The organism is Streptomyces sp. VNUA24, assembly GCF_029167005.1.
GTDB lineage: Bacteria > Actinomycetota > Actinomycetes > Streptomycetales > Streptomycetaceae > Streptomyces > Streptomyces scabiei.
Window position 1 is genome coordinate 8,940,219 of sequence record NZ_CP119143.1, and the last position, 20,933, is coordinate 8,961,151.

Annotated in this window: 20 protein-coding genes; 11 read left to right on the top strand and 9 right to left on the bottom strand. The window is 71.6% G+C overall.

The features are described 5' to 3' along the window. Nucleotides 1–213: 213 nt before the first annotated feature. From PYR72_RS38415 to PYR72_RS38440, 6 genes are read left to right on the top strand one after another with little or no spacing between them, the layout of a single operon-like run. A complete protein-coding gene (locus PYR72_RS38415; RefSeq protein ID WP_275459573.1) occupies nt 214–1,854 on the top strand; it encodes an ATP-binding protein in 1,641 nt (546 codons plus the stop codon). After that, nucleotides 1,851–2,258, top strand: a complete 408-nt coding sequence (locus PYR72_RS38420; RefSeq protein ID WP_275459574.1) for a roadblock/LC7 domain-containing protein — start codon at nt 1,851–1,853, stop codon at nt 2,256–2,258. The genes PYR72_RS38415 and PYR72_RS38420 overlap by 4 nt, the downstream gene beginning before the upstream one ends. Continuing rightward, entirely contained in the window at nt 2,255–2,671 is a 417-nt protein-coding gene (locus PYR72_RS38425; protein WP_275459575.1) for a DUF742 domain-containing protein, read from the top strand. Before PYR72_RS38420 ends, PYR72_RS38425 begins: the two co-directional genes overlap by 4 nt. Then, entirely contained in the window at nt 2,652–3,290 is a 639-nt protein-coding gene (locus PYR72_RS38430; protein ID WP_059082001.1) for an ATP/GTP-binding protein, read from the top strand. The genes PYR72_RS38425 and PYR72_RS38430 overlap by 20 nt, the downstream gene beginning before the upstream one ends. Further along, a complete protein-coding gene (locus PYR72_RS38435; protein ID WP_275459576.1) occupies nt 3,287–3,418 on the top strand; it encodes a hypothetical protein in 132 nt (43 codons plus the stop codon). Before PYR72_RS38430 ends, PYR72_RS38435 begins: the two co-directional genes overlap by 4 nt. Further along, nucleotides 3,408–4,880 carry a cytochrome P450 gene (locus PYR72_RS38440; protein ID WP_275459577.1) on the top strand — a complete coding sequence of 491 codons (1,473 nt, stop codon included), beginning with the start codon at nt 3,408–3,410 and terminating at the stop codon, nt 4,878–4,880. The genes PYR72_RS38435 and PYR72_RS38440 overlap by 11 nt, the downstream gene beginning before the upstream one ends. An 18-nt stretch (nt 4,881–4,898) precedes the next feature. Here PYR72_RS38440 and PYR72_RS38445 read toward each other — a convergent pair whose 3' ends face one another. The 3 genes from PYR72_RS38445 to PYR72_RS38455 form a co-directional block, all read right to left on the bottom strand. Next, a complete protein-coding gene (locus PYR72_RS38445; RefSeq protein WP_275459578.1) occupies nt 4,899–5,840 on the bottom strand; it encodes an RluA family pseudouridine synthase in 942 nt (313 codons plus the stop codon). 44 nt (nt 5,841–5,884) lie between these two features. Beyond that, nucleotides 5,885–6,925 (bottom strand): hypothetical protein, encoded by a 1,041-nt coding sequence (locus PYR72_RS38450; protein ID WP_275459579.1) that lies wholly within the window; start codon nt 6,923–6,925, stop codon nt 5,885–5,887. A gap of 523 nt (nt 6,926–7,448) precedes the next feature. Then, nucleotides 7,449–8,978 (bottom strand): amino acid permease, encoded by a 1,530-nt coding sequence (locus PYR72_RS38455; protein ID WP_275459580.1) that lies wholly within the window; start codon nt 8,976–8,978, stop codon nt 7,449–7,451. 219 nt (nt 8,979–9,197) lie between these two features. On the opposite strand from PYR72_RS38455, the gene PYR72_RS38460 reads away from it, so the two are divergent. After that, on the top strand, nt 9,198–9,998 hold the full coding sequence (locus PYR72_RS38460) for an N-formylglutamate amidohydrolase (RefSeq protein WP_275459581.1): 801 nt from the start codon (nt 9,198–9,200) through the stop codon (nt 9,996–9,998). 184 nt (nt 9,999–10,182) lie between these two features. On the opposite strand, the gene PYR72_RS38465 is transcribed toward PYR72_RS38460, so the two are convergent. Both PYR72_RS38465 and PYR72_RS38470 read right to left on the bottom strand, forming a co-directional pair. Then, entirely contained in the window at nt 10,183–11,025 is an 843-nt protein-coding gene (locus PYR72_RS38465; protein WP_275459582.1) for a siderophore-interacting protein, read from the bottom strand. Between the two features lie 172 nt (nt 11,026–11,197). Next, nucleotides 11,198–12,127 (bottom strand): 5'-3' exonuclease, encoded by a 930-nt coding sequence (locus PYR72_RS38470; protein WP_275460633.1) that lies wholly within the window; start codon nt 12,125–12,127, stop codon nt 11,198–11,200. A gap of 665 nt (nt 12,128–12,792) precedes the next feature. Between PYR72_RS38470 and PYR72_RS38475 the strand changes: the two genes are divergently transcribed. Further along, entirely contained in the window at nt 12,793–13,374 is a 582-nt protein-coding gene (locus tag PYR72_RS38475; RefSeq protein WP_013004904.1) for an XRE family transcriptional regulator, read from the top strand. Nucleotides 13,375–13,381: 7 nt separating this feature from the next. After that, nucleotides 13,382–14,125, top strand: a complete 744-nt coding sequence (locus tag PYR72_RS38480) for a helical backbone metal receptor (protein WP_275459583.1) — start codon at nt 13,382–13,384, stop codon at nt 14,123–14,125. Here PYR72_RS38480 and PYR72_RS38485 read toward each other — a convergent pair. Further along, nucleotides 14,052–15,254, bottom strand: coding sequence for a TDT family transporter (locus PYR72_RS38485; protein WP_275459584.1), 1,203 nt, complete (start codon nt 15,252–15,254; stop codon nt 14,052–14,054). The genes PYR72_RS38480 and PYR72_RS38485 overlap by 74 nt on opposite strands. A 70-nt stretch (nt 15,255–15,324) precedes the next feature. On the opposite strand from PYR72_RS38485, the gene PYR72_RS38490 reads away from it, so the two are divergent. Then, a complete protein-coding gene (locus PYR72_RS38490; RefSeq protein WP_275459585.1) occupies nt 15,325–16,248 on the top strand; it encodes a LysR family transcriptional regulator in 924 nt (307 codons plus the stop codon). Between the two features lie 20 nt (nt 16,249–16,268). Here the strand turns inward: PYR72_RS38490 and PYR72_RS38495 are convergent, their stop codons facing one another. The 3 genes from PYR72_RS38495 to PYR72_RS38505 form a co-directional block, all read right to left on the bottom strand. Further along, nucleotides 16,269–16,961: a gamma-glutamyl-gamma-aminobutyrate hydrolase family protein gene (locus PYR72_RS38495; protein WP_275459586.1), complete on the bottom strand. Its 693-nt coding sequence runs from the start codon at nt 16,959–16,961 to the stop codon at nt 16,269–16,271. A 101-nt stretch (nt 16,962–17,062) separates the two neighbouring features. Continuing rightward, nucleotides 17,063–18,502 carry an ethanolamine permease gene (gene eat, locus PYR72_RS38500; RefSeq protein ID WP_275459587.1) on the bottom strand — a complete coding sequence of 480 codons (1,440 nt, stop codon included), beginning with the start codon at nt 18,500–18,502 and terminating at the stop codon, nt 17,063–17,065. A 126-nt stretch (nt 18,503–18,628) separates the two neighbouring features. Continuing rightward, nucleotides 18,629–19,375 (bottom strand): FCD domain-containing protein, encoded by a 747-nt coding sequence (locus PYR72_RS38505; RefSeq protein WP_275459588.1) that lies wholly within the window; start codon nt 19,373–19,375, stop codon nt 18,629–18,631. A gap of 105 nt (nt 19,376–19,480) precedes the next feature. Between PYR72_RS38505 and PYR72_RS38510 the strand changes: the two genes are divergently transcribed. After that, the gene (locus PYR72_RS38510) at nt 19,481–20,839 is read left to right on the top strand and encodes a glutamine synthetase family protein (RefSeq protein WP_275459589.1); all 1,359 of its coding nucleotides are present in this window, start codon (nt 19,481–19,483) and stop codon (nt 20,837–20,839) included. Nucleotides 20,840–20,933: the final 94 nt, after the last annotated feature.

Sequence of the window (20,933 nt, forward strand, 5' to 3'; positions counted from 1 at the left end):
TCGCGAGGGTGATTTCAGGCGGTTGCTGAATATGACACAGCGATGATCCGGTCGGACTAAGCTCGCCCGCAGCGCACCGAGTTGAGATGTATTCGGGCGCTTGTTCCAAAAAATACCGAAGACGCAGTTTGATTCGCGGATGAACCCGAGCAACCTCCGGCAACTCCCCGCAAGTCACCCGACCATCAGCCGAACCGTCTCTAGAGGGCATACATGGTGAGTGTTCAATCGCCTCCCGGTGGCCGTGAACTTCCCTACGCACGCTTGCTTCCGCTACCGGCGATACTGATGGCCGCGGCGACCGGAACCACCGTCCTGCTGGTGACGGGGCCGGTCCGGCTCGCCGTCGGCTTGTGCGGAGCCGCCGCGACGCTCCTGCTGACCGCGGTCGCGGTCCTCGCGGTGCGTGGCGGCCGTCGCGCGGTCCGGGAACTGCGCGCCGAACAGCAGCGGCGGACCGCGCTCCTCGAACAGCGGATCGCCGCCCACGACCGGGAGTTCACCCGGCTGGGCAAGGAGATCCTGCCCGCCACGCTGTACCGGCTGCGCACCGGAGAATCCCCCTCAGAGGTGATTCGGCACGTCGTCGACGGCGACACCGAGTGGCGCGAACTCCCGTCCTCGCAGCGAGACTTGCTGCGCACCCTGCTCACCATCGTCGACCGCGAGGAAGCACTGCGCGACTCCTCGCAGCGCTCCTTCGTGAACATCGCCCGCCGCGTCCAGGCGATCGTCCACCAGCAGAACAACGAACTCCGCGAGATGGAGGAGGACCACGGGCGCAACCCCGAGGTCTTCGACGACCTGCTGCGCATCGACCACGGCACCGCCCTGATCGGCCGCCTCGCCGACTCCATCGCCGTCCTCGGCGGCGGCCGCCCCGGCCGCGTCTGGTCCCGGCCCGTCCCGCTGTACAGCGTGCTGCGCGGCGCCATGTCCCGCATCCTGGAGTACCGCCGCATCGAGCTCGACTCGATCGCCAAGGTCAACGTCGACGGCGTGGGCGTCGAGCCCGTCATCCACGCCTGTGCCGAACTCCTGGACAACGCCACCCGCTACTCGCCGCCCCACACCAAGGTGCACGTCACCGCCGTGGAGGTGCAGACCGGCATCGCCATCGAGATCGAGGACGGCGGGATCAGCCTCAGCGAGGAGACCCGCGCCAAGGTCGAGGACATGCTCGCCAAGGCCCAGCAGGGCATCGACATGCAGGAGATGGGCGACACCCCGCGCCTCGGCCTCGCCGTCGTGGGCCGGCTGTCGACCATGTACAACATGCAGATCTCGCTGCGGCCGTCCGCCTACGGCGGCGTCCGCGCCGTCGTCGTCGTCCCGCGCAACCTGCTCACCGAGGAGCCCGCTCCCGGCCTCGCCCACGGCATCGGCGCCGGCGCCGTGACGACCATGGACACCGACGGCGTCGAAGGCCCCAACCGCAAGGCCAAGCGCCGCCGCCCGACCACCGGCCCCCGTATCCCCAGTTCCGCGGAGGACATGGGCCGGGGCATGGACGACGACGACGTTCCCGTCGTCACCGAGTGGACGGCCAACGGGCTGCCGCAGCGCCGCAGCCGGAGCAAGATCCCGCTCAGCCAGCGCTACGCCGAGGCCGCCGCCGCGGAGGCCGCCGCCGAGGCCGCCATGGCCGCCGCCCCCGTGTGGCAGGAGCCCGTGCCCGAGAAGGAGCAGCCGCCGCCCGGCATGTGGGTCGAGGCGTTCATGGCCGGACTCAAGGGCGACCCCGACCCGAACGCCTTCAGGAACCACCCGGACGACCCGAGGCCGTCCACCGCACGCACCGCGAACACCGAGCCGGCCCGCACCGAGGCCGACGACGAGGGGGACCTCAAGTGATCCAGCAACGGGCCAATTTCGACTGGCTGCTGAAGGATCTGGCCGACGGCGTACCCGGCATCCAGCAGATCGTCGTGCTCTCCGCCGACGGCCTGCGGATCGCCCGCCACGGCGGCGACCCGGACGCCGCCGACCGGGTCGCCGCGGCGTGCGCGGGGCTGCAGAGCCTGGCCGGCGCCGTGGCCGGTGAGATCCCGCAGAGCGACGGCCACATGCGGATGGTCATCATCGAGATCAACGGCGGCTACTTCTACATGATGGCCGCCGGCTCCAACGCCTATCTCGCGGTGCTCGCCAACGAGGTCGCCGAACCCGGACTGATGAGCAACCGCATGCGCGACCTCGTCGACCGCATCGGCTCCCACCTCACCAGTCCGCCCCGGCGGAACGGCCAGGCCGTATGACGCCTCCGCGTCGCCAACGGCGCCAGCCCCAGCACGAACCGCCTCCTCCGCCGCCGCCCGAGGACGGCCTCCCGAGCGGGACGGGGGAGCGCCGGGCCCCCGAGCGGCTCTACATCCTCACCGGCGAGGACGGCGAGCGGGCCCCGATCGACCTCGTCACGCTGATCGTGGCGCGCGCCGACCCGCCGCCGTCCGCCGCCCCGGAGCAGTCCGCGCTGCTGCGGATCTGCCAGGCACCCCTGTCCGTGGCCGAGATCTCGGCCTACCTCAACCTGCCGATCAGCGTGGTGACCGTCCTGCTCACCGAGCTGCTGACGGCCGAACTGGTCCAGGCGCGCGCACCGGTCGTCCGGCAGGCGCGGGCCGACCGTTCCCTCCTCGAAGCGGTGATGCATGGACTTCAAAAGCTCTGACACCATCACGGGTCCACGGACCGAGGACCACCTGCCGCACACCGCGCAGGCCGCGGCGAAGATCGTGATCGTGGGCGGCTTCGGCGTCGGCAAGACGACCATGGTGGGGTCCGTCAGCGAGATCAGGCCGCTGACGACCGAGGAGACCATGACGCAGGCCGGCGTCGGCGTCGACGACAACTACGGCTCCAAGTCCAAGACGGCCACCACCGTGGCCATGGACTTCGGCCGCATCAGCATCACCGACGAGCTGGTGCTGTACCTGTTCGGCACCCCCGGCCAGGAGCGCTTCTGGTTCCTGTGGAACGGCCTGTTCGAGGGCGCGCTGGGCGCCGTCGTCCTGGTCGACACCCGGCGGTTGGAGGTCAGCTTCGACGTCATGGGCCGCCTGGAGGAGCGGGACGTGCCCTTCGTCGTGGCGGTCAACGACTTCCCCGACGCGCCGCGCTACGCCCTCGACGAACTGCGTCAGGCCCTCGACCTGGCCCCGGAGATCCCGATCATCCGCTGCGACGCCCGCCGCCGGGCGTCCAGCCGTGACGTCCTGATGACCCTCACCACCTTCCTGCACTCCCTGGCGATGTCGGGGGCGGCGGTGCCGGGGGCGGCGCCGGCATGACCCGCACCCGATCCCCGTACGCCCCGTACATCCCGTACACGCCGTACGCCCCCGTCGGCCTTCCCGACACCGACACCGACACCGACACCGGATCCACCTCAGCTCGGAGCGATCACCGTGACGCCTGAATCACACTCCCTCACCGGCACGGACGACCCCACCCTCGGGCCGCCCCCCGGCTGCCCCGCCCACGGCACGGGCCCCGACGGGATCCGCCGCCTCTACGGCCCCGAGGCGGAGGACCTGGGAGCCGTGTACGAGAAGCTCCGCGCGGAGCACGGCCCGGTGGCTCCGGCCCTGCTCCACGACGACGTGCCGATCTGGGTGGTGCTCGGGCACGGCGAGAACATGCACATGGTGAGTACGCCGTCGCACTTCTGCAAGGACAACCGTCTGTGGGCCCCGATGAGGGAGGGCACGATCAAGCCCGACCATCCCCTCATGCCGCACTTCGCCTGGCAGCCCATCTGCGCCCACGCAGAGGGCGATGAGCACTTGCGACTGCGCGGCGCGGTCACCGGGGCCATGTCGACCATCGACCACCGGGGGATCCGCCGTTACATCAACCGTGCGACCCAGCATCTCGTCAACAAGTTCTGCGAGGACGGCAAGGCGGATCTGGTCGGCCAGTTCGCCGAGCACCTGCCCATGGCGGTGATGTGCGAGATCCTCGGCATGCCCGACGAGTACGACGATCGGATGGTGCATGCCGCTCGTGACTGCCTGAAGGGAAGCGAGACCGCCCTCATCAGCCACGCCTACGTCATGGACGCACTCGACCGTCTCACCGCCCGCCGTCGCGCCCAGCCCCAGGAGGACTTCACCAGCCACCTCATCACCCACTCGGCAGGGCTCAGCGACGACGAGGTCAGGGAGCACCTTCGCGTGGTGCTTCTCGCCGCCTACGAGGCCACGGCCAATCTCCTCGCCAACGTGCTGCGCATGGTGCTCACCGACCCCGGCTTCCGCGCCCAGCTGAAGGGCGGTCAGATGACCGTGCCCGAGGCGGTCGAGCAGTCCCTGTGGGACGAACCGCCGTTCAGCACCGTCTTCGCCTACTTCGCCAAGCAGGAGACCGAGCTGGGTGGTCAGCGGATCCGCAAGGGCGACGGACTCCTTCTCGGCATCGCGCCGGGCAATGTCGACCCCCGAGTCCGTCCGGACCTCAAGGCCAACATGCAGGGAAACCGCTCGCATCTCGCATTCAGCGGTGGCCCTCACGAGTGCCCGGGCCAGGACATCGGTCGCGCCATCGCCGATGTCGGTGTCGATGCCCTGCTCACCCGGGTGCCGGACGTCCGGCTCGCCTGTCCGGAGGGTGAGCTGCGGTGGCGGGAGTCCATCTCCAATCGGCACCTGGTGGAGCTGCCGGTGACGTTCGCACCGCGGCCTCCACAGGACGTCATGCAGAGGCCTGCCGTCAACCCGGCGCCGCCGAAGCCGCCACACCAGCGGGGGACTGCCGCGCAGCAGCCGGAGGCCGTCTCCACGGACACCGTGGACCCGGCGGCCCAGACTGTCCCACGGGCCGAACCGGCACGTAGGCCGGGCGTGCTCCGTCGCATCCTGCGCTGGTTCGGAGGTGCCTGATCCGACCGGACACCCAGGCTAGGTCGCCCATGCCTCGTAGGAGGACCAGGCCCGCAGCTCTCGCGGGCTGACGAAACGGTGCTCGCATCCCGTGACGGGGTCGGTGAACTCCAGGCTCCGCGCCAGCAGTTGGAGCGGACGCCGGAAGTCGCCGGCGGGCACGGGCGAGGTGACCACCGGATAGAGCGGATCGCCGAGGATCGGTACCCCCAACGTACTCATGTGCACCCGCAGTTGGTGGGTCTGCCCGGTCCTCGGCAGCAGCCGGTACCGGGCACGCCCGTCACGGTGCTCCATCAACTCGATCCGGCTGACGGCATTCGGCTCACCCGGGACCTCGCACGCCGCCAAGACCCCCCGCTCCTTGACGATCCGGCTGCGCACGGTGCGGGGGAGGGCGAGTGTCGGGTCGTAGGACGCGACCGCCTCGTACGCTTTTCTCACTCGTTTGTCCCGGAACAGCGATTGATAGGCGCCGCGCTCCTCGGGGCGCACGATGAAGAGCACCACCCCGGCGGTGAGCCGGTCCAGCCGATGCGCCGCGCTCAGTGCCGGGACACCCAGCTCTCTGCGCAGCCTGGCCAGGGCCGTCTCGGCCACATGGCTGCCGCGTGGAGTGGTGGCCAGGAAGTGCGGTTTGTCGGCCACCACCAGATGCTCGTCCCGGTACAGCACTTCTATCTCGAACGGGACCCGTTCCTCGGTCGGCAGGTCCCGGTGGAACCACACGGACATTCCAGGCATGTACGTCATGTCTCTCGACACCGGACGTCCGTCGACATCCACGATCGACCCGGCGTCGAGCATCGCGTCGATCGCCTCGGTCGCGGCCGAGAGCCGGGCCACGAGATGATCTCGTACGGTCGCCCACAGTCCATCGGCCGGCAACCGTACCCGCACCGCGTCCACCCCGTCGCGCTGCGGCAGGGGAGAGGGGGGCGGAGAGGTGCGGCGGCTCATCAGGATCAAGGATACGAGCGGCCCGCACCGACCGGTATGCCGGTTCAGGCGAGGAGTCGTGTGCCTCGCGTGTCCTCCCGGTCGCTCGCCCGGAGTCGGTGAGGCTGATCCACATCCTGCGAGCGGCTGGGGGCGGGGGAATCCGCGAGCCGGATGCGATTCGCCGCGATGAACGCATCGTCGAGCCATACGTCCGTCGGCACCTTGCCGAAGAGTCGCTCCAGCTCGCGAACCATCGGCGGAGCCAGCGGGAATCGCCTTCCCTGGCGTCGCTCCTGGTAGCGGTCCTGAATCTGTACGAAGAGGAACCCGCTGCGGCCGAAATGGACCAGGGGTTCGGGCGCGCCGGTGAAGACCAGATCGTCGATGAGATCGAGGTAGATCGACCGGTAGCTGGCCTTCCGCTCCTCCACTTGATTCTTGCTCGATGTCGGCTGGTGGTCGTCCGCCGAATAGATGCCGAGCGTCGACTTGCACAGGTCCATGGAAAGGCAGTCACAGATCGCGCTGTCCATGAGCCAGGGGAAGCTCACAGGGCCGGTCGCACTGTTCCGGGCCACCATGATGGCGGTTCCGTAGGCGTTGCCGGTGTTGGCCCGGAACATGACCCCGTCCCACATGTTCGGCGAGGCATTCAGCTCCTCCTGGAGCCCGACGTGTTCGTTCCCGGGTCGGAAGTCCATCTTCTCCGCGTACTGGACGATGGCCTGCCGTACCAGAGACAGCAGTGCGTGCACCGCGTCGCGCCCCCAGCCGGCCATGTCCATCGCCCGTATCAGGTCGGGCACGGATCGGCCGTACATACGAAAGCGGCCGCGGACCAGGTCGAGCGGGGGTATGCAGATGTCGTCGATGACAGTGGCGAAGGCTATGTAGTGGAGCCCCAGTGGGTCCGTGCCGTACTGCTCGCCGCACCAGCAGGCCATCCATTGGATGGTGTCCCGACAGGCGCGCGACACGGTGTCGGAGGCCCGGGCGTCGTGCTTCTTCGTCCAGTCGGCATAGTGCCCGGGGGGCCTGTCACCTCGTGCCCGTACTGCGTCCCACCGCTCCGTGACCTTCTCCAGCAGCGGCCAGACGTTCACCTCGTGACGTTGGGTGACCGGGCCGGCGTACCCATGGTCACCCATGACGGTGTACAGGTGGGCGGTCTGTTTGTTGTATCGGGACCTTGTCGTTGTGGGATGGGTGGTTGTCTCCGGGGCCCGCGGGTAGTGCAGGTACAAGCAGGCCGTACCGCGATCACAGGCCGAGCCGCACCACAGTTCGTGCGATCGGTGAAGCAGTTCCTGAATTCCCCTTGCGCTTGACAGCTGTTCGAGAGCCGCTTGCGCGGAACCCTTCCAAGCGAGCATGTCCGGGGTGACCATCGAGACCTCAACGCCACTTGATGCCATAGCCCAAGCCTCCGCAAGAAGTCCCCACTTCTGGCTGCAATCCCAGCGTGCGGGCTACTGCCGGTCGCCGGGAAGGGGCGTACGGCCAGCGTACTGCGGCACATAAGGGGCGCATTCGGTTGAAAATTTGTCATGAATGATACCCAGGCTGGCTGGAGTTGTCCCCTGCTTCGATCACAGCTGTTCGATTGTCAACGATGACTCGGTGGGGTCAGGTGGTGTTACCGGTCGAACGCGCCCGACTGTTTCGAGTCAAGTGGTACAGGAGGCCGATGGTCACCGTGATGAAGAGGAACAGGACCGTGAACCACTGGAAGTACCAGTGGCCGCCCGCCGGGTCGTAGACCTCCGCGCGGGGCCAGGCCAGGTTGACGGTCATGAAGAGGCCGTAGAGCAGGGCGAGGGCGTTGACGGGGGTGCCCCAGCGGCCGAGGGAGAAGAGGGGGCGGCCGGTCTCGTCCGTGCCGGGGGAGGGGAACGTGCCCTTCAGGCGCCGGATCAGCAGCGGGCCGGTGACCATCGCGTACGCCAGGTACAGCATCACGATGCAGGTGGTGCCGATCGCCAGGAACGCCTCCGGCGAGGCGAAGTTGAGGAGCAGCAGGGCGGCGGCGAGGACGCCGACGACCAGGGCGGGGGCGGTCGGCATGCCGGTGCGCGGGTTGACCGCGGCGAGCCGCGCGGCGAACGGGAGGCGGCCGTCGCGGGCCATCGAGAAGAGCATGCGGCCGGCCGACGTCTGGATCGCGAGCGTGGCCACGGCGATCGCCACCACCACGTCGGCGAGGAGCAGGCGCCCCACTCCGTCACCGAGGCTGCTGGTCAGGACGTAGCTCAGACCGTCCACCCCCAGCCTGCCGTCGGTCAGGCTGGGCGCGGCGAGCAGACCGGCCAGCACGAGGAGACCGCCGAGCAGACCGGCCGCGCCGAGTGCCGTGAGGATCGTGCGGGGTGCCACCCGGCGGGGGTGATGGGTCTCCTCGCTCATCTCGCCCGCGCTGTCGAAGCCGATCATCACGTACGCGGCCGTGAACGAGCCGACCAGCAGGGCGCCGAGGAGGTCGGTGCCCTGCCCGGCCGTGTGGAAGGTGATGCCGGGGGAGCGCTCGGAGTGCGTGAGGAGGAGGACGACGATCAGGATCGCGCCGATGATCTCCGCGGTCACGCCGACCCGGTTGATCACGGACAGCACCCGGTTGTCGAGGACGTTCACAAACGTGGTGAGGGCCAGCAGGATCACCCCCAGCACGGCCGCGTTGGCCGCGCCCGTCGCCGTGGTGGGCGCGGGGTCGCCGCCCACGATCTGGAAGCCCGGCCAGATGGCGGGCATCACCATCTGCAGCGCCAGCGCGGCCGCCGCGACCACCACGATCTGTCCGATCACCATGATCCAGCCGGCGAACCAGCCGAAGGTCGGGTTCGACAGCCGGGACGACCACTGGTAGATCGCGCCCGATATCGGGTAGCGCGCGGCCAGTTCCGCGAAGCAGGCGGCCACCATCAGCTGGCCGATCAGGACCGCGGGCCAGGTCCAGAAGAAGACCGGGCCGCCGAACGCGTAGCCGAAGGCGAAGAACTGGAAGACGGTGGTGAGGACGGAGATGAAGGAGAAGCCGGCGGCGAACGAAGCGTACCTGCTCAGGCTGCGGTGCAGTTCCTGGCGGTAGCCGAACTCGTTCAGGGAGGTGTCGTCGGGGGAGCGGGGCGGCTCCGGGCGGACGTCGGGGGCGGTGCTCGTCATGGCGGCAACCTGCTTTCGCACGGGCGGCGCGAGCCTTCGCGCACGAGCGGCGCGAATTCCTGTCGGGCGACAGAAATTAGGGGAGACCTGTGTCGCGCGTGTCACACGACCGTGTCCGGAGGGGGCCCAAATCCTCACGCCCGCGCCGGGCGCGCGCCTCGCAGCGGGCGTGCGCCCCTCACCGTCAGGGGCGCCGCGGCGCCGTGCGAGGATCCCCGGATGACGCACGCGCCGCTCTCCCACCGCCTCCTCCCGGGCGCGCCCGGATCGCCCGTGCTGCTGCACGTGCCGCACAGCTCACGGGTCGTCCCGGCCGAGGTGCGGGCCGGGATCGTGCTCGACGACGCCGCGCTGGAGCGGGAGTTGGACCACATCACCGACGCGTACACGGACCGGATCGCCGAGCGGGCCGCCGGACGGTCGTCCGCGCGCCCCTGGAGGTTCGTCAACGGGCTGTCCCGGCTGGTGGTCGACCCCGAGCGCTTCCCGGACGAGCGGGAGGAGATGCTGGCGGTGGGGATGGGGGCCGTCTACACGCGGACCACGCACCGGGAACCCCTTCGCGCACCGGGGTACGACGGGCAGCCGCTCGTGGAGCGCTACTTCCGTCCCTACGCCGACGCCGTGACCGCCGCGGTGACCGGCCGGCTGGAGGCCGTGGGCCGGGCCGTGGTCGTCGACGTCCACTCGTATCCGAGCGAGCCGCTGCCCTACGAGCTGCACGGCGACGGCCCTCGCCCGCCCGTCTGTCTGGGCACCGATCCCTTCCACACCCCGGCGGACCTGCTGGCCGCCGCCGAGGAGGCGTTCGCCGGTTTCGGCGGCACGGGTGTCGACAGCCCGTTCGCGGGCACGTACGTCCCGCTGCCGTACTACGGGAAGGATCCGCGGGTGAGCGCGCTGATGATCGAGATCCGGCGCGATGTGTACATGGCCGAGCCGGGCGGGGCGGCGGGGCCGGGGGTGGGGGCGCTGGGGGACGCGCTGGCCGCGCTGGTGGACGTGCTCACGCACGGGTGAGGGCGCCCAGGGCCGTCGCACACCTCGACGGGCACACCGCGCGGCCCTGCCACCCGCGTCGCCAGGGCAGGGCGGGGCGGCGCAGGACAAGGCGGGGCGGTCGGGGGGGTCGGCCCCGCACGGTTCCGGGCCGCCGGTGTCGTGTGCGGGTCCCGTGGGCCGCGGCGGTCGCCGGGCGCGGGGGTCACGCCGTCGGCGTGCCCTCCTGTTCCGCCTCCACTCGCGCGTTCCACTCCTTCTTCGACGCCTGCCAGCCGTCCTCGTCGTGCCCGAGCCGCCAGTAGCCGGAGATCGACAAGTCCTCGCGGGGAACGGCGAGTTCGACGCGGAGCAGTCGGCGCAGTTCCTTCACGAAGCCCGCCTCGCCGTGGACGAAGGCGTGCATGCGGCCCTCGGGGAACCTCAGCGCGCGGACGGCCTCGACCAGCGCCGCGCCGACGGGACGGTCGCCGCGGTGCAGCCAGACGACCTCCACATCGGAGTTGATCTTCTGCTCCTCCTCGGGGCCCGCGACCTCGACGATCGCGTGCGCGCGGGCGCCGTCGGGGAGGGCCTCCAGGGACGCGCCGATCGCGGGCAGGGCGCTCTCGTCGCCGACGAGCAGGTGCCAGTCCGCCTCCGGGTTGGGCGCGTAGGCGCCACCGGGGCCGAGGAAACGGATCGGCTCGCCCGGCCGGACACGGGTGGCCCAGGGGCCGGCGATGCCCTCGTCGCCGTGGAGCACGAAGTCGAGGGTCAGCTCGCCCAGCTCGCGGTCCCAGGCGCGCACGGTGTACGTCCGGGTCACGGGCCACTGCTCCCGGGGGAACTCCGCGCGGATCCGCTCGATGTCGAACGGCTCCGGGTAGGTGACACCCTCGGGGCCGAACAGGAGCTTCACGTAGTGATCCGTGCTCCCGCGCGGTGAGAACTCGGCGAGGCCGTCGCCACCGAGTACGACGCGCTGCATGTGCGGGGTGAGCCGCTCGGTGCGGACGACTCGCGCGGAGTGGGGCTTCGGGGTCCTGCGTACCGGACGCTCTGCCATGACGGCCTCCCAAGTACCTAGCTAAGGCTTGCCTAAGTTAGCATCTCCCCCTCGTTGACACCTCACGCACGTGGCGCGTGGGAGGACTTCACTCTGTGAATCGCGCCTCAGAGTCCTCACCACCGAAGTGCCCCCAACCCTCCGGCGTACGCCCCGGCTGTGGGGCGTGCGCCTATGCCTGCAGCGTACTGAGCAGACGCTGCAGCGATCCGCCGAGCCCCCAGCGCTCCGCGAGCGCCTCCAGCGCCGCGGGGTCCTTCGGTGCGTGCGGGAGGGCCGTGTCGACGTCCGGCAGGGGGACGTCCGCCGCCACCAGGACCACCTTGGGCGCCACCGCGACATAGGGGCGCGCCTCGTCGAGCCTCTTGCGCTGCGACGGCGTGAGCCTCGCCGCCGGATCGTCCACCGCCGCCATGATCCCGGCCAGGTCGCCGAACTGGTCGAGCAGCTTGGCCGCCGTCTTCTCGCCGATGCCCGGCACGCCGGGCAGTCCGTCGCTCGGGTCGCCGCGCAGCAGCGCCAGGTCCGCGTACCCGCGCCCGACCACGCCGTACTTCTCGCGCAGCCACGCCTCGTCGGTCAGCTGCAGGGTGCCCACGCCCTTCAGCGGGTACAGCACCCGCACCCCGCGCGCGTCGTCGACCAGCTGGTACAGGTCGCGGTCGCCGGTCACGATGTCGACCGGGTCCTTCGCGAGGGCGGTGAACGTGCCGATCACGTCGTCCGCCTCGTATCCGGCGACGCCCACGCGCGCGATGCCGAGGGCGTCCAGGACCGCCTCGATCACCGGCACCTGCGGCGACAGGGTGTCCGGCACCTGCTCCTCGTCCGGTCCGGCCTCGTGCTCCTCGGCGACGCGGTGCGCCTTGTAGGAGGGGATCAGGTCGACCCGCCACTGCGGCCGCCAGTCCGCGTCCATGCACGCCACCAGGTCCGTCGGCCGGTGGTCCTTGACCAGGCGGTCGATGAATTCGAGCAGCCCGCGCACGGCGTTCACCGGGGTGCCGTCCGGGGCCTTCACGGATTCCGGCACCCCGAAGTAGGCGCGGAAGTACAGCGAGGCGGTGTCGAGAAGCATCAGGCGTCGGGTCACGCCCCGCATCATGCCGTACGCCACCGACACCCGGGTCCCGGCGCAACCGGCGCGCGCGCCCGGCCCGCGTCGCCGGGGGTGCCCGGCCCGTGCGCGGTCGCCCCGAACGGACCGGCGTGGTTCCGTACAGGAGTACGGGAAAGATCCGGACAACCCTTCAGGGGGCCCGGCCGCCCCGGTTCGGGTGCCCCTTCGTGCAGGTGGGATGGGTCGTATGCGAACCGTCAACTGCGTTGCCCGGTGGGCGACTTCGTGGCCGGAGGAGAAGGCGGGCGGTCCGGCGGGCCGTGTCGTGGCTGTACGGGACGGTTCCGGCGGGCGCGGGAGCGCGTGCCACCGCTCCGGTGACGGGGTGTGCCGGCGCGGCGACCCGGCGCGGTCGCCGAGCCGGCGCCCGCTTCCCCGCGGGAGCCCGGGAGGCCCGGGAAAACCCGGGCGGGACGGTGACGGGGCTGGCGCGAAGTGTGAGCATGGACCCTCCGCCGGTGCACAGGGATGTGACGGGCGCGTGAAACGGTTTGCCGAACATGCGTAGGGTGCAGAGAACTCCTCAGGAGAAGTGCTCCCGACGAGTGCCGGACGGGTGGACATCCGTCACCGGACCAGTGAGCGCTCGCGAGCCCAGCGGTGGGCGTCCGTGAGCCGACCGACGAGCTGAGGAGGGAGCCGGAGCGATGGGCGACCACAAAGAACAGCCCCTTCGGGTGGGCGCGGCCGTCCGGCGGCGGCGCCGGGCACAGCAGCTCACCCTCGCCGCCGTGGCCGAGCGCAGCGGTCTGTCGGTCCCCTTCCTCAGCCAGGTCGAGAACGAGCGGGCCCGGCCCAGCAGGCCCTCCCTGGAGCGCATCGCCGACGCCCTCGGCACCACCGCCGTGGAACTCCTCGCCGCGGCCGACCCGGCGTGCAGTGTCGACGTCGTGCGGGCGGCCGACGAGGACGGTTTCACGCCCCCCGATTCCTACGCGCGCTCCCTGGTGCGCGGTCACCACCAGCTGCACGCCATGGAGTTCACCGGCGACCACGACGAGGGCCGCGAGGTCCAGCACCGCAACGACGAGCTGATGTACGTCGTCGACGGCGCGGTCGAGGTCGAGGCCGAGGGCCGTGCCCACCGCCTCGGCCGCGGCGACACGCTGTACATGTCCGGTGGCGTACGGCATCGCTGGCGGGCCACGGAACCGGAGACCCGGGTGGTCGTGGTGGCCGTCGCGGACCACATCGAGGCCCTGGAAGACCGTCACCGCCGGGGCTCGTGAGGCCGCCGTGCGCTCCGTTCCCCGTGTCGTCTCCCTCGTCCCGTCGCTGACGGAGGCCGTCGCCGTCTCGCTGCCGGGCGTGCTGGTCGGCGCCACCGACTGGTGCGCCCACCCGGGTGATCTCGACGTCGTACGCATCGGCGGCACGAAGAACCCGAAGACCGACGTCATCGCCCGCCTCGGCCCCGACCTGGTGATCGCCAACGAGGAGGAGAACCGCGAGCCCGATCTCGCCGCCCTGCGGGAGGCGGGGCTGGAGGTCCTCGTCACCGAGGTGCGCGACGTGCCGGGCGCCTTCCTCGAACTGGACCGGGTGCTGCGGGCCTGCGGAGCCCGTTCCCGGCCGGGCTGGCTGGACGCGGCGGAGTCGGCGTGGTCCGCGCCGCCGGACGCCGTGGCCGGTGCCGGCCCCCGTACGACCGCCGTGGTGCCCGTCTGGCGGCGGCCCTGGATGGTCCTCGGCCGGGACACCTTCGCCGGCGACGTCCTCGCACGCCTCGGCGTGGACCACCTGTACGCCGGGCACGCGGAGCGCTATCCCCGGGTTCCCGTCGAGGACCTGCGGGCCGCCGCGCCGGACGTCGTGGTCCTGCCCGACGAGCCGTACCGCTTCACCGCCGACGACGGGCCCGAGGCGTTCCCCGGCGTGCCGTGCGCCCTGGTCAGCGGGCGCCACCTCACCTGGTACGGGCCGTCGCTGGCCGAGGCCCCGCGGATGCTGGGCGCGGCGCTGCGAGCAGCCCGCCGCTGACCAGCCCGCGCACGGTGCCCACGGCCGCCGTCGCCCACGCCGCCAGCAGCAGCGCGTACAGCGCCACGGCGAGGACGTCCAGGGCGATGAGCCCGGTGAGCCGGGCCAGCCCCCGCGCGCCGGTCGCACAGGTCCCCACCGGGAACGTGAGGGCCCACCACGCCAGGGAGAAGCCCATGCCCCGCCGCAGGGCGCGCACGACCATGGCCCCGGCGAGCGCGAGCCAGAGCAGCGCGAAGCCCAGGACGGGCACGCCGTAGAGGACGGCGAACGCGGTGAGGCCGTGCGGGTACGGGGCCGGTACGGCGCCGGGGGCCGCGTCGGCGAGGTGGGCGACGGCGGTGGCCGACTGTCCGAGCGGCCCGAGGACCAGGAACAGGCTCGGTGTGAGGGCGAGCGGCAGCGGTCCCGCCGTGATCAGCCGGCCGAACACCAGCGGCAGCACGAGCAGGGTGGCCAGCAGGCTCAGCCCGAACAGGGCGAGACAGCCGAGCAGCAGCGTCTGCCGCGCCTGACCGGCCGGCAGGTACGGCACCAGCAGCGGGCCGAGCGCCGCGGACACCATGGGCGCGACCAGGGGGAGAAGCAGGACGGGGGTGATCCCGGCCGGGTCGATCCGGTGCCGGACGATCATCAGATACGGCACGGCGACCGCGACCGCCAGGCCGGCGACCGTGCCGGCGCCGAAGAGGACGACGTCCAGCGCGAGGGCCGCCCGGACTCCGATCCAGTCCCGGCCGACGACGAGGGCGCCGCCGCCGACGGCGAGCAGGGCCATGGACAGGCAGCCGTGGAAGGGGGCCACGGCCGGGTCGAGGAGGTGGGCGCGGGCCCGGTCACGGTGGTGGGCCCAGTGCAGCGCGCGGGCGCCGAGCACGGCGGCCAGGGCGAGGAGCGCGAGCGCCCACACGGCCGCGCAGGCCGTCCGCAGGCCCGGGAGGTCCAGGGGGAGACCGGCGCCGGCCGAGGCCACGATCGCGGTGCCCATGACCGGGGCGTACCAGTGGGGGCCGAGGTGGCGGAGGGCGGGGAAGCGGGGGCGTGCGCCGACGCGTGTGCCGGAGCGGGGCGTGGAGGGGTGGGGCGTGGAGGGGCGAGTGGACCGGGCGGGGCGGACTGCGGTGGCCATGTGCCGAGCGTCGCGAAGTCCGGCGGGGCCCACCAGGGAGTCCGGTTGTATGGGGACATAAGCTGGGGTTATGAGCGAGAGCGAGGGGCGGGGCGGGCTGGGCCACCGGGTGCCGGATCTCGGAGCCCTCGAACTGCTGCTGGCCGTGGCCCGACTGGGCTCGCTGGGACGGGCGGCGCGGGAGCTGGGCATCACCCAGCCCGCCGCCAGCAGCCGGATCCGCTCGATGGAACGGCAGCTGGGCGTCGCCCTCGTCGACCGGTCGCCGCGCGGGTCCCGGCTCACCGACGCGGGGGCGCTCGTGACGGACTGGGCCCGGCGGATCGTAGAGGCGGCCGAGGCGTTCGACGCCGGCGCGCAGGCGCTGCGGGACCGCCGCGACTCCCGGCTGCGGGTGGCGGCGAGCATGACCATCGCGGAGTACCTGCTGCCCGGCTGGCTCATCGCGCTGCGCGCCGCCCGCCCCGACACGGCGGTGTCGCTCCTCGCGGGCAACTCGACCGTCGTCGCGGAGCGGCTGCTCGCCGACGAGGCCGACCTGGGGTTCGTGGAGGGGCCCACGGTGCCGGCCGGACTGGACGCGGTCGTGATCGCCCACGACCACCTGATCGTCGTGACCGCGCCCGGCCATCCGTGGGCCCGCCGCCGCAAGCCCGTGGAGGCGGCCGAACTGGCCGCCACGCCGCTGATCCTCCGGGAGAAGGGTTCCGGGACCCGGCAGGTCCTGGAGGGGGCGCTCGGCAGCCTCGCGCGCCCCCTGATCGAGCTGTCCTCCACCACGGCGGTCAAGTCCTCCGCGCTGAGCGGCGCCGGACCCGCCGTCCTGAGCGAGCTGGCCCTCGGCGAGGAACTCTCCGCCCGCCGTCTGGTCCCCATCCCCGTCCACGGCGTCCGCCTGCGACGATCCCTCCGCGCGGTCTGGCCCACCGGCCACCGCCCCACGGGCCCGGCCCGGGACCTCCTGGGCCTGACCCGCGCACCCGCGGCCGACTGAGGCCGGCACGCACCGGGGAGTCAGCCCACCCGGCAGGACGACGCCTCCGTCAGGGCGCGCATCACCCGGGTGTCCTCGCCCATCTCGGGGTGCCACTGGACACCCAGGGCCCAGGCGGGGAAGGGGAGTTCGATGGCCTCGATCGTGCCGTCCGAAGCGTGGGCCGAGGGCACCAGGCCGGTGCCGAGGCGGTCGACCGCCTGGTGGTGGTAGGTCGGGACCTCGGCCTCCTCGGCGGTGATGTCCGCGTACCGCGTGCCGGGTACCGGCTTCACGGGGTGGCGGCCGAAGACACCGGCCGCGACGACGTGGTCCTCGATGTGCTGGACGAGCGTGCCGCCCAGGGCGACGTTCAGGAGCTGCATGCCGCGGCAGATGCCGAGCAGGGGCGTGCCGGCGTCCAGCGCCGCCCGGATCAGCGCCAGCTCCCACGCGTCCCGCGCGGGCGCGGGCGGGCCGCAGCGCGGGGAGCGCTCGGCGCCGTAGCGGGCGGGGTCCACATCGGGCCCGCCCGCGATGACCAGGCCGTCGAGGCGGGCGACCGCGTCGGCGGCGTACGACGGGTCGTCCGGCGGCAGCATCGCGGCGATGCCGCCCGCCGCCTGGACGAGCCGGGGGTAGCCGACCGGCAGCAGCGCCGCCTCCAGCTCCCACACGCCCCAGCGTGCGCCGGACTCCAGATACGTACTCACACCGATCAGCGGCCTGGTCACGCCGGCTTGCTCCTTGCTCGTGGAACCTGTGGGACTCGTGGGACCTGTGGGACCTGTGGGACTGAGGGCACCTGGGGTGCCCGTGGGGCTCGGGAACCCGGTCAGTCCCGCGCCAACTCTGCCTCGGCGGCGGCCAGCGCGGCGAATTCCTCCTCCGGCGCCTTCGCCACCAGGTGCTTGCGGCTGTAGAGACCGAAGTAGGCCGCCGCCACCGCGTACACCACGAGGGCGATGACCGCCGCCGTCACGTCCACCAGGAACGTCGCCACCAGCGCCGAGCACGCGAGGACGAGCGCCACCGACGAGGTGAGCACCCCGCCCGGCGTGCGGTACGGCCGCTCCAGCTCCGGCTCCCGACGGCGCAGGACGATGTGCGACAGGGACATCAGCGCGTAGCTGATCGTGGCGCCGAAGACGGCGATGTTCAGCATCCGGCCGCCGTCCCCCGTGGCGGTGGCCAGCGCGAAGCCGATCGTGCCCGGCACCAGCAGACCCAGGTAGGGGGCCTTGCGCTTGCTGGTGAGCGACAGGACCCGGGGCAGGTAGCCGGCCCGGGAGAGGGCGAACAGCTGCCGGGAGCCCGCGTAGATCAGGGAGAAGAACGAGGCGACGAGGCCGGCCAGACCGGCGTAGTTCACGAAGAGGCTGAGCGGGGTGGTCTTGCCGTCCGGCTGAAGCGCCTCGACGAGCGGGTTGCCGGCGTCCTGGATGGCGGCGGAGCCGCGCGCCCCGGCCGCGGCGAAGAAGGTGATCACCGCCAGCACCACGAGGACGCCCATCGACCAGCGGATCGCCTTGGGCAGCGCGCGGGCCGGGTCCTTGGTCTCCTCGGCGGCCAGCGGCACGCCCTCGACGCCCAGGAAGAACCACATGCCGAACGGGAACGCCGCCCAGATGCCGAGCAGCCCCATCGGCAGCCACGAATTGGCGCCGTACGCCGAGGTGTCCACCGGGATGTCGTCGAGCGCGGCCACGCTGAAGTCGGGCAGCGCGCCCAGGGCGAACACGATCAGGGCGAAGACCGCGAAGCCGGTGACGACGAAGCTCGCGATCAGAGCCTCGCCGACACCCCACAGGTGGATGGCGATGAAGAACGCGAAGCAGAACAGATAGACCGGCCAGCTCGACGTCAGGCCGAACAGGCCCAGCGACTCGACGTAGTCGCCGATGAAGATCACGATGGCGGCCGGGGCGAGCACGTACTCGATCAGGATCGCCGTGCCGGTCAGGAAGCCGCCCCACGGGCCGAGCGCCCGGCGGGCGAAGCCGTAGCCGCCGCCCGCCGTGGGCAGGATCGCCGAGAGCTCGGCGAGGGCGAAGACCATACAGGCGTACATGGTGCCCATCAGCACCGTGGCGATCGCCAGGCCGCCGAAGCCGCCCTCCGCCAGGCCGAGGTTCCAGCCGGAGAAGTCGCCGGAGACGACATAGGCGACGCCGAGGCCGGTCAGCAGTACCCAGCCGGCTCTGCCCCGGCGGAGCGTCCGGCGCTCCAGGTAGTCGTCCGCCGCGTCGGCGGTGTCCGCGTCTCTCAAGGACATGGCGCTCTCCCCACTCAAAGGAATGGATCCATACCTTTGTGGGGTGGGTGGCCGAAAAGCAATACCCCTGCGTTAAGCGGGCGTAAATCCATGCTCATCGGAGGGGGTCGCGGGGTGGGGCCGGGCTCATCCGAGGAAGCCGCGCAGCAGCGCCGCCGTGCCGGAGCAGTGCTCCCGCATGATCTCCCGCGCCGCCTCGGCGTCCTCGTCCAGCACGGCCTCCACCAGGGCCGTGTGCTGCTGCTGGGAGTGCTCCAGGTTGCGCACCAGCAGCGGGATGCAGTCCAGCAGGTCGTTGACGCCCGCACGGACGGCCGCATACTGGCCGGCCAGCGAGGGGGAGCCGGACAGCTCGGCGATGGTGAGGTGCAGGAGGGTGTCCAGGCGGCGGTAGTCGGTGAGCGGCGCGTTGTGCGTGCGGGTCAGGGCCGTCCGCAGCCGGTCGGACTCCTCGCTGGTCAGACCGTGTGCCGCGCACAGCCCCGCCGCGCCCACCTCCAGCACCTCGCGGAAGCGCAGCGTGTCCTCGACGTCGATGCCCTTCAGCCGGCGGCGCAGCTCGTCCTCCCCCGGAGTGGCCACGCGCGGCAGCACGAAGGTGCCGCCGTACCGTCCGCGGCGCGCCTCGATCAGGCCCTGGTCCTGCAGCACCTTGAGCACCTCGCGCAGCGTCACCCGGCTGATCCCGAGCCGCTCCGCCAACTCGCGTTCCGCCGGGAGCCGTTCGCCGCCCGGCACCAGGCCGAGCCGGACGACCTGGAGGATCTGCTCCAGCGCCTCCTCGAAGCCGTTGCCGGCCCGCACCGGACGCAGCACGGACGCCAGCCGGTCGTCGGCCCAGGGAGTGCCCGGTCCCGCCCCTGTCTGCGCCATGTGGACGTTGCCCCTTCCCAACTAATGGTTACGGGTAATACCTTATGGCTCCCGGATGGCTGAATGCCTCCGGGGTGGCCGAAGAAGCCCCTAGGAGGCTTTCCCGTGGCAGACCGCACACCCCCGCTCACCGTCGAGGAGCTGCACGCCCTCGTCGCGGCAGGTGAGATCGACACTGTCGTCCTGGCGTTCCCCGACATGCAAGGGCGCCTCCAGGGCAAGCGGTTCGCCGCGCGCTTCTTCCTCGACGACGTCCTCGCCCATGGCACCGAGGGCTGCAACTACCTGCTCGCCGTCGACACCGAGATGAACACCGTCGACGGCTACGCGATGTCCTCCTGGGACCGCGGCTACGGCGACTTCGCCATGCACCCGGACCTGAGCACCCTGCGCCGGGTGCCGTGGAACGCGGGCACGGCGCTGCTGATCGCCGACCTCGCCTGGAACGACGGCTCGCCGGTCGTCGCCGCGCCCCGCCAGATCCTGCGCCGCCAGCTGGAACGCCTCGCCGAACTGGGCTACACGGCCAACGTGGGCACCGAGCTGGAGTTCATCGTCTTCAAGGACACCTACGAGCAGGCGTGGGACGCCGGCTACAAGGGCCTGACCCCGGCGAACCAGTACAACATCGACTACTCGGTCCTCGGCACCGGCCGGATCGAGCCCCTGCTGCGGCGCATCCGCAACGAGATGGAGGCCGCCGGGCTGACCGTCGAGTCCGCCAAGGGCGAGTGCAACCCCGGCCAGCACGAGATCGCCTTCAAGTACGACGAGGCGCTGATCACCTGCGACCAGCACGCCGTCTACAAGACCGGCGCCAAGGAGATCGCCTCGCAGGAGGGCGTCTCGCTCACCTTCATGGCGAAGTACAACGAGCGCGAGGGCAACTCCTGTCACATCCACCTCTCGCTCGCGAACGCCGACGGCACCAACGTCATGGCCGACGGCCACGACATGTCGCAGGTCATGCGCCACTTCCTGGCCGGCCAGCTCGCCGCGCTGCGCGACTTCTCGCTGCTCTACGCGCCCAACATCAACTCCTACAAGCGGTTCCAGCCGGGCTCCTTCGCTCCGACCGCCGTGGCCTGGGGGTACGACAACCGGACCTGCGCGCTGCGCGTCGTCGGCCACGGCCGCTCGATGCGTTTCGAGAACCGGCTCCCCGGCGGAGACGTCAACCCGCACCTCGCCGTCTCCGGGCTCATCGCGGCCGGCCTGTACGGCATCGAGCAGAAGCTCGAACTGCCGGAGGTCTGCACGGGCAACGCGTACGCCGCCGGGTACGACCAGGTGCCGACCACCCTCCGCGAGGCCGCCGAGCTGTGGGAGAACAGCCCCGTCGCCAAGGCCGCCTTCGGCGAGGAGGTCGTCGCGCACTACGCCAACATGGCCCGCGTCGAGCTGGCCGCCTTCGACGCCGCCGTGACCGACTGGGAGCTGCGCCGTTCCTTCGAACGTCTGTGAGCCCCCGCGCACGCCCTGGGCCCCCGCGTACGCCCTGAGCCGTCGAGCGCATCCCCGAGCCACCGCGTCACCGGGCCCGCCCGTGACCCACCCG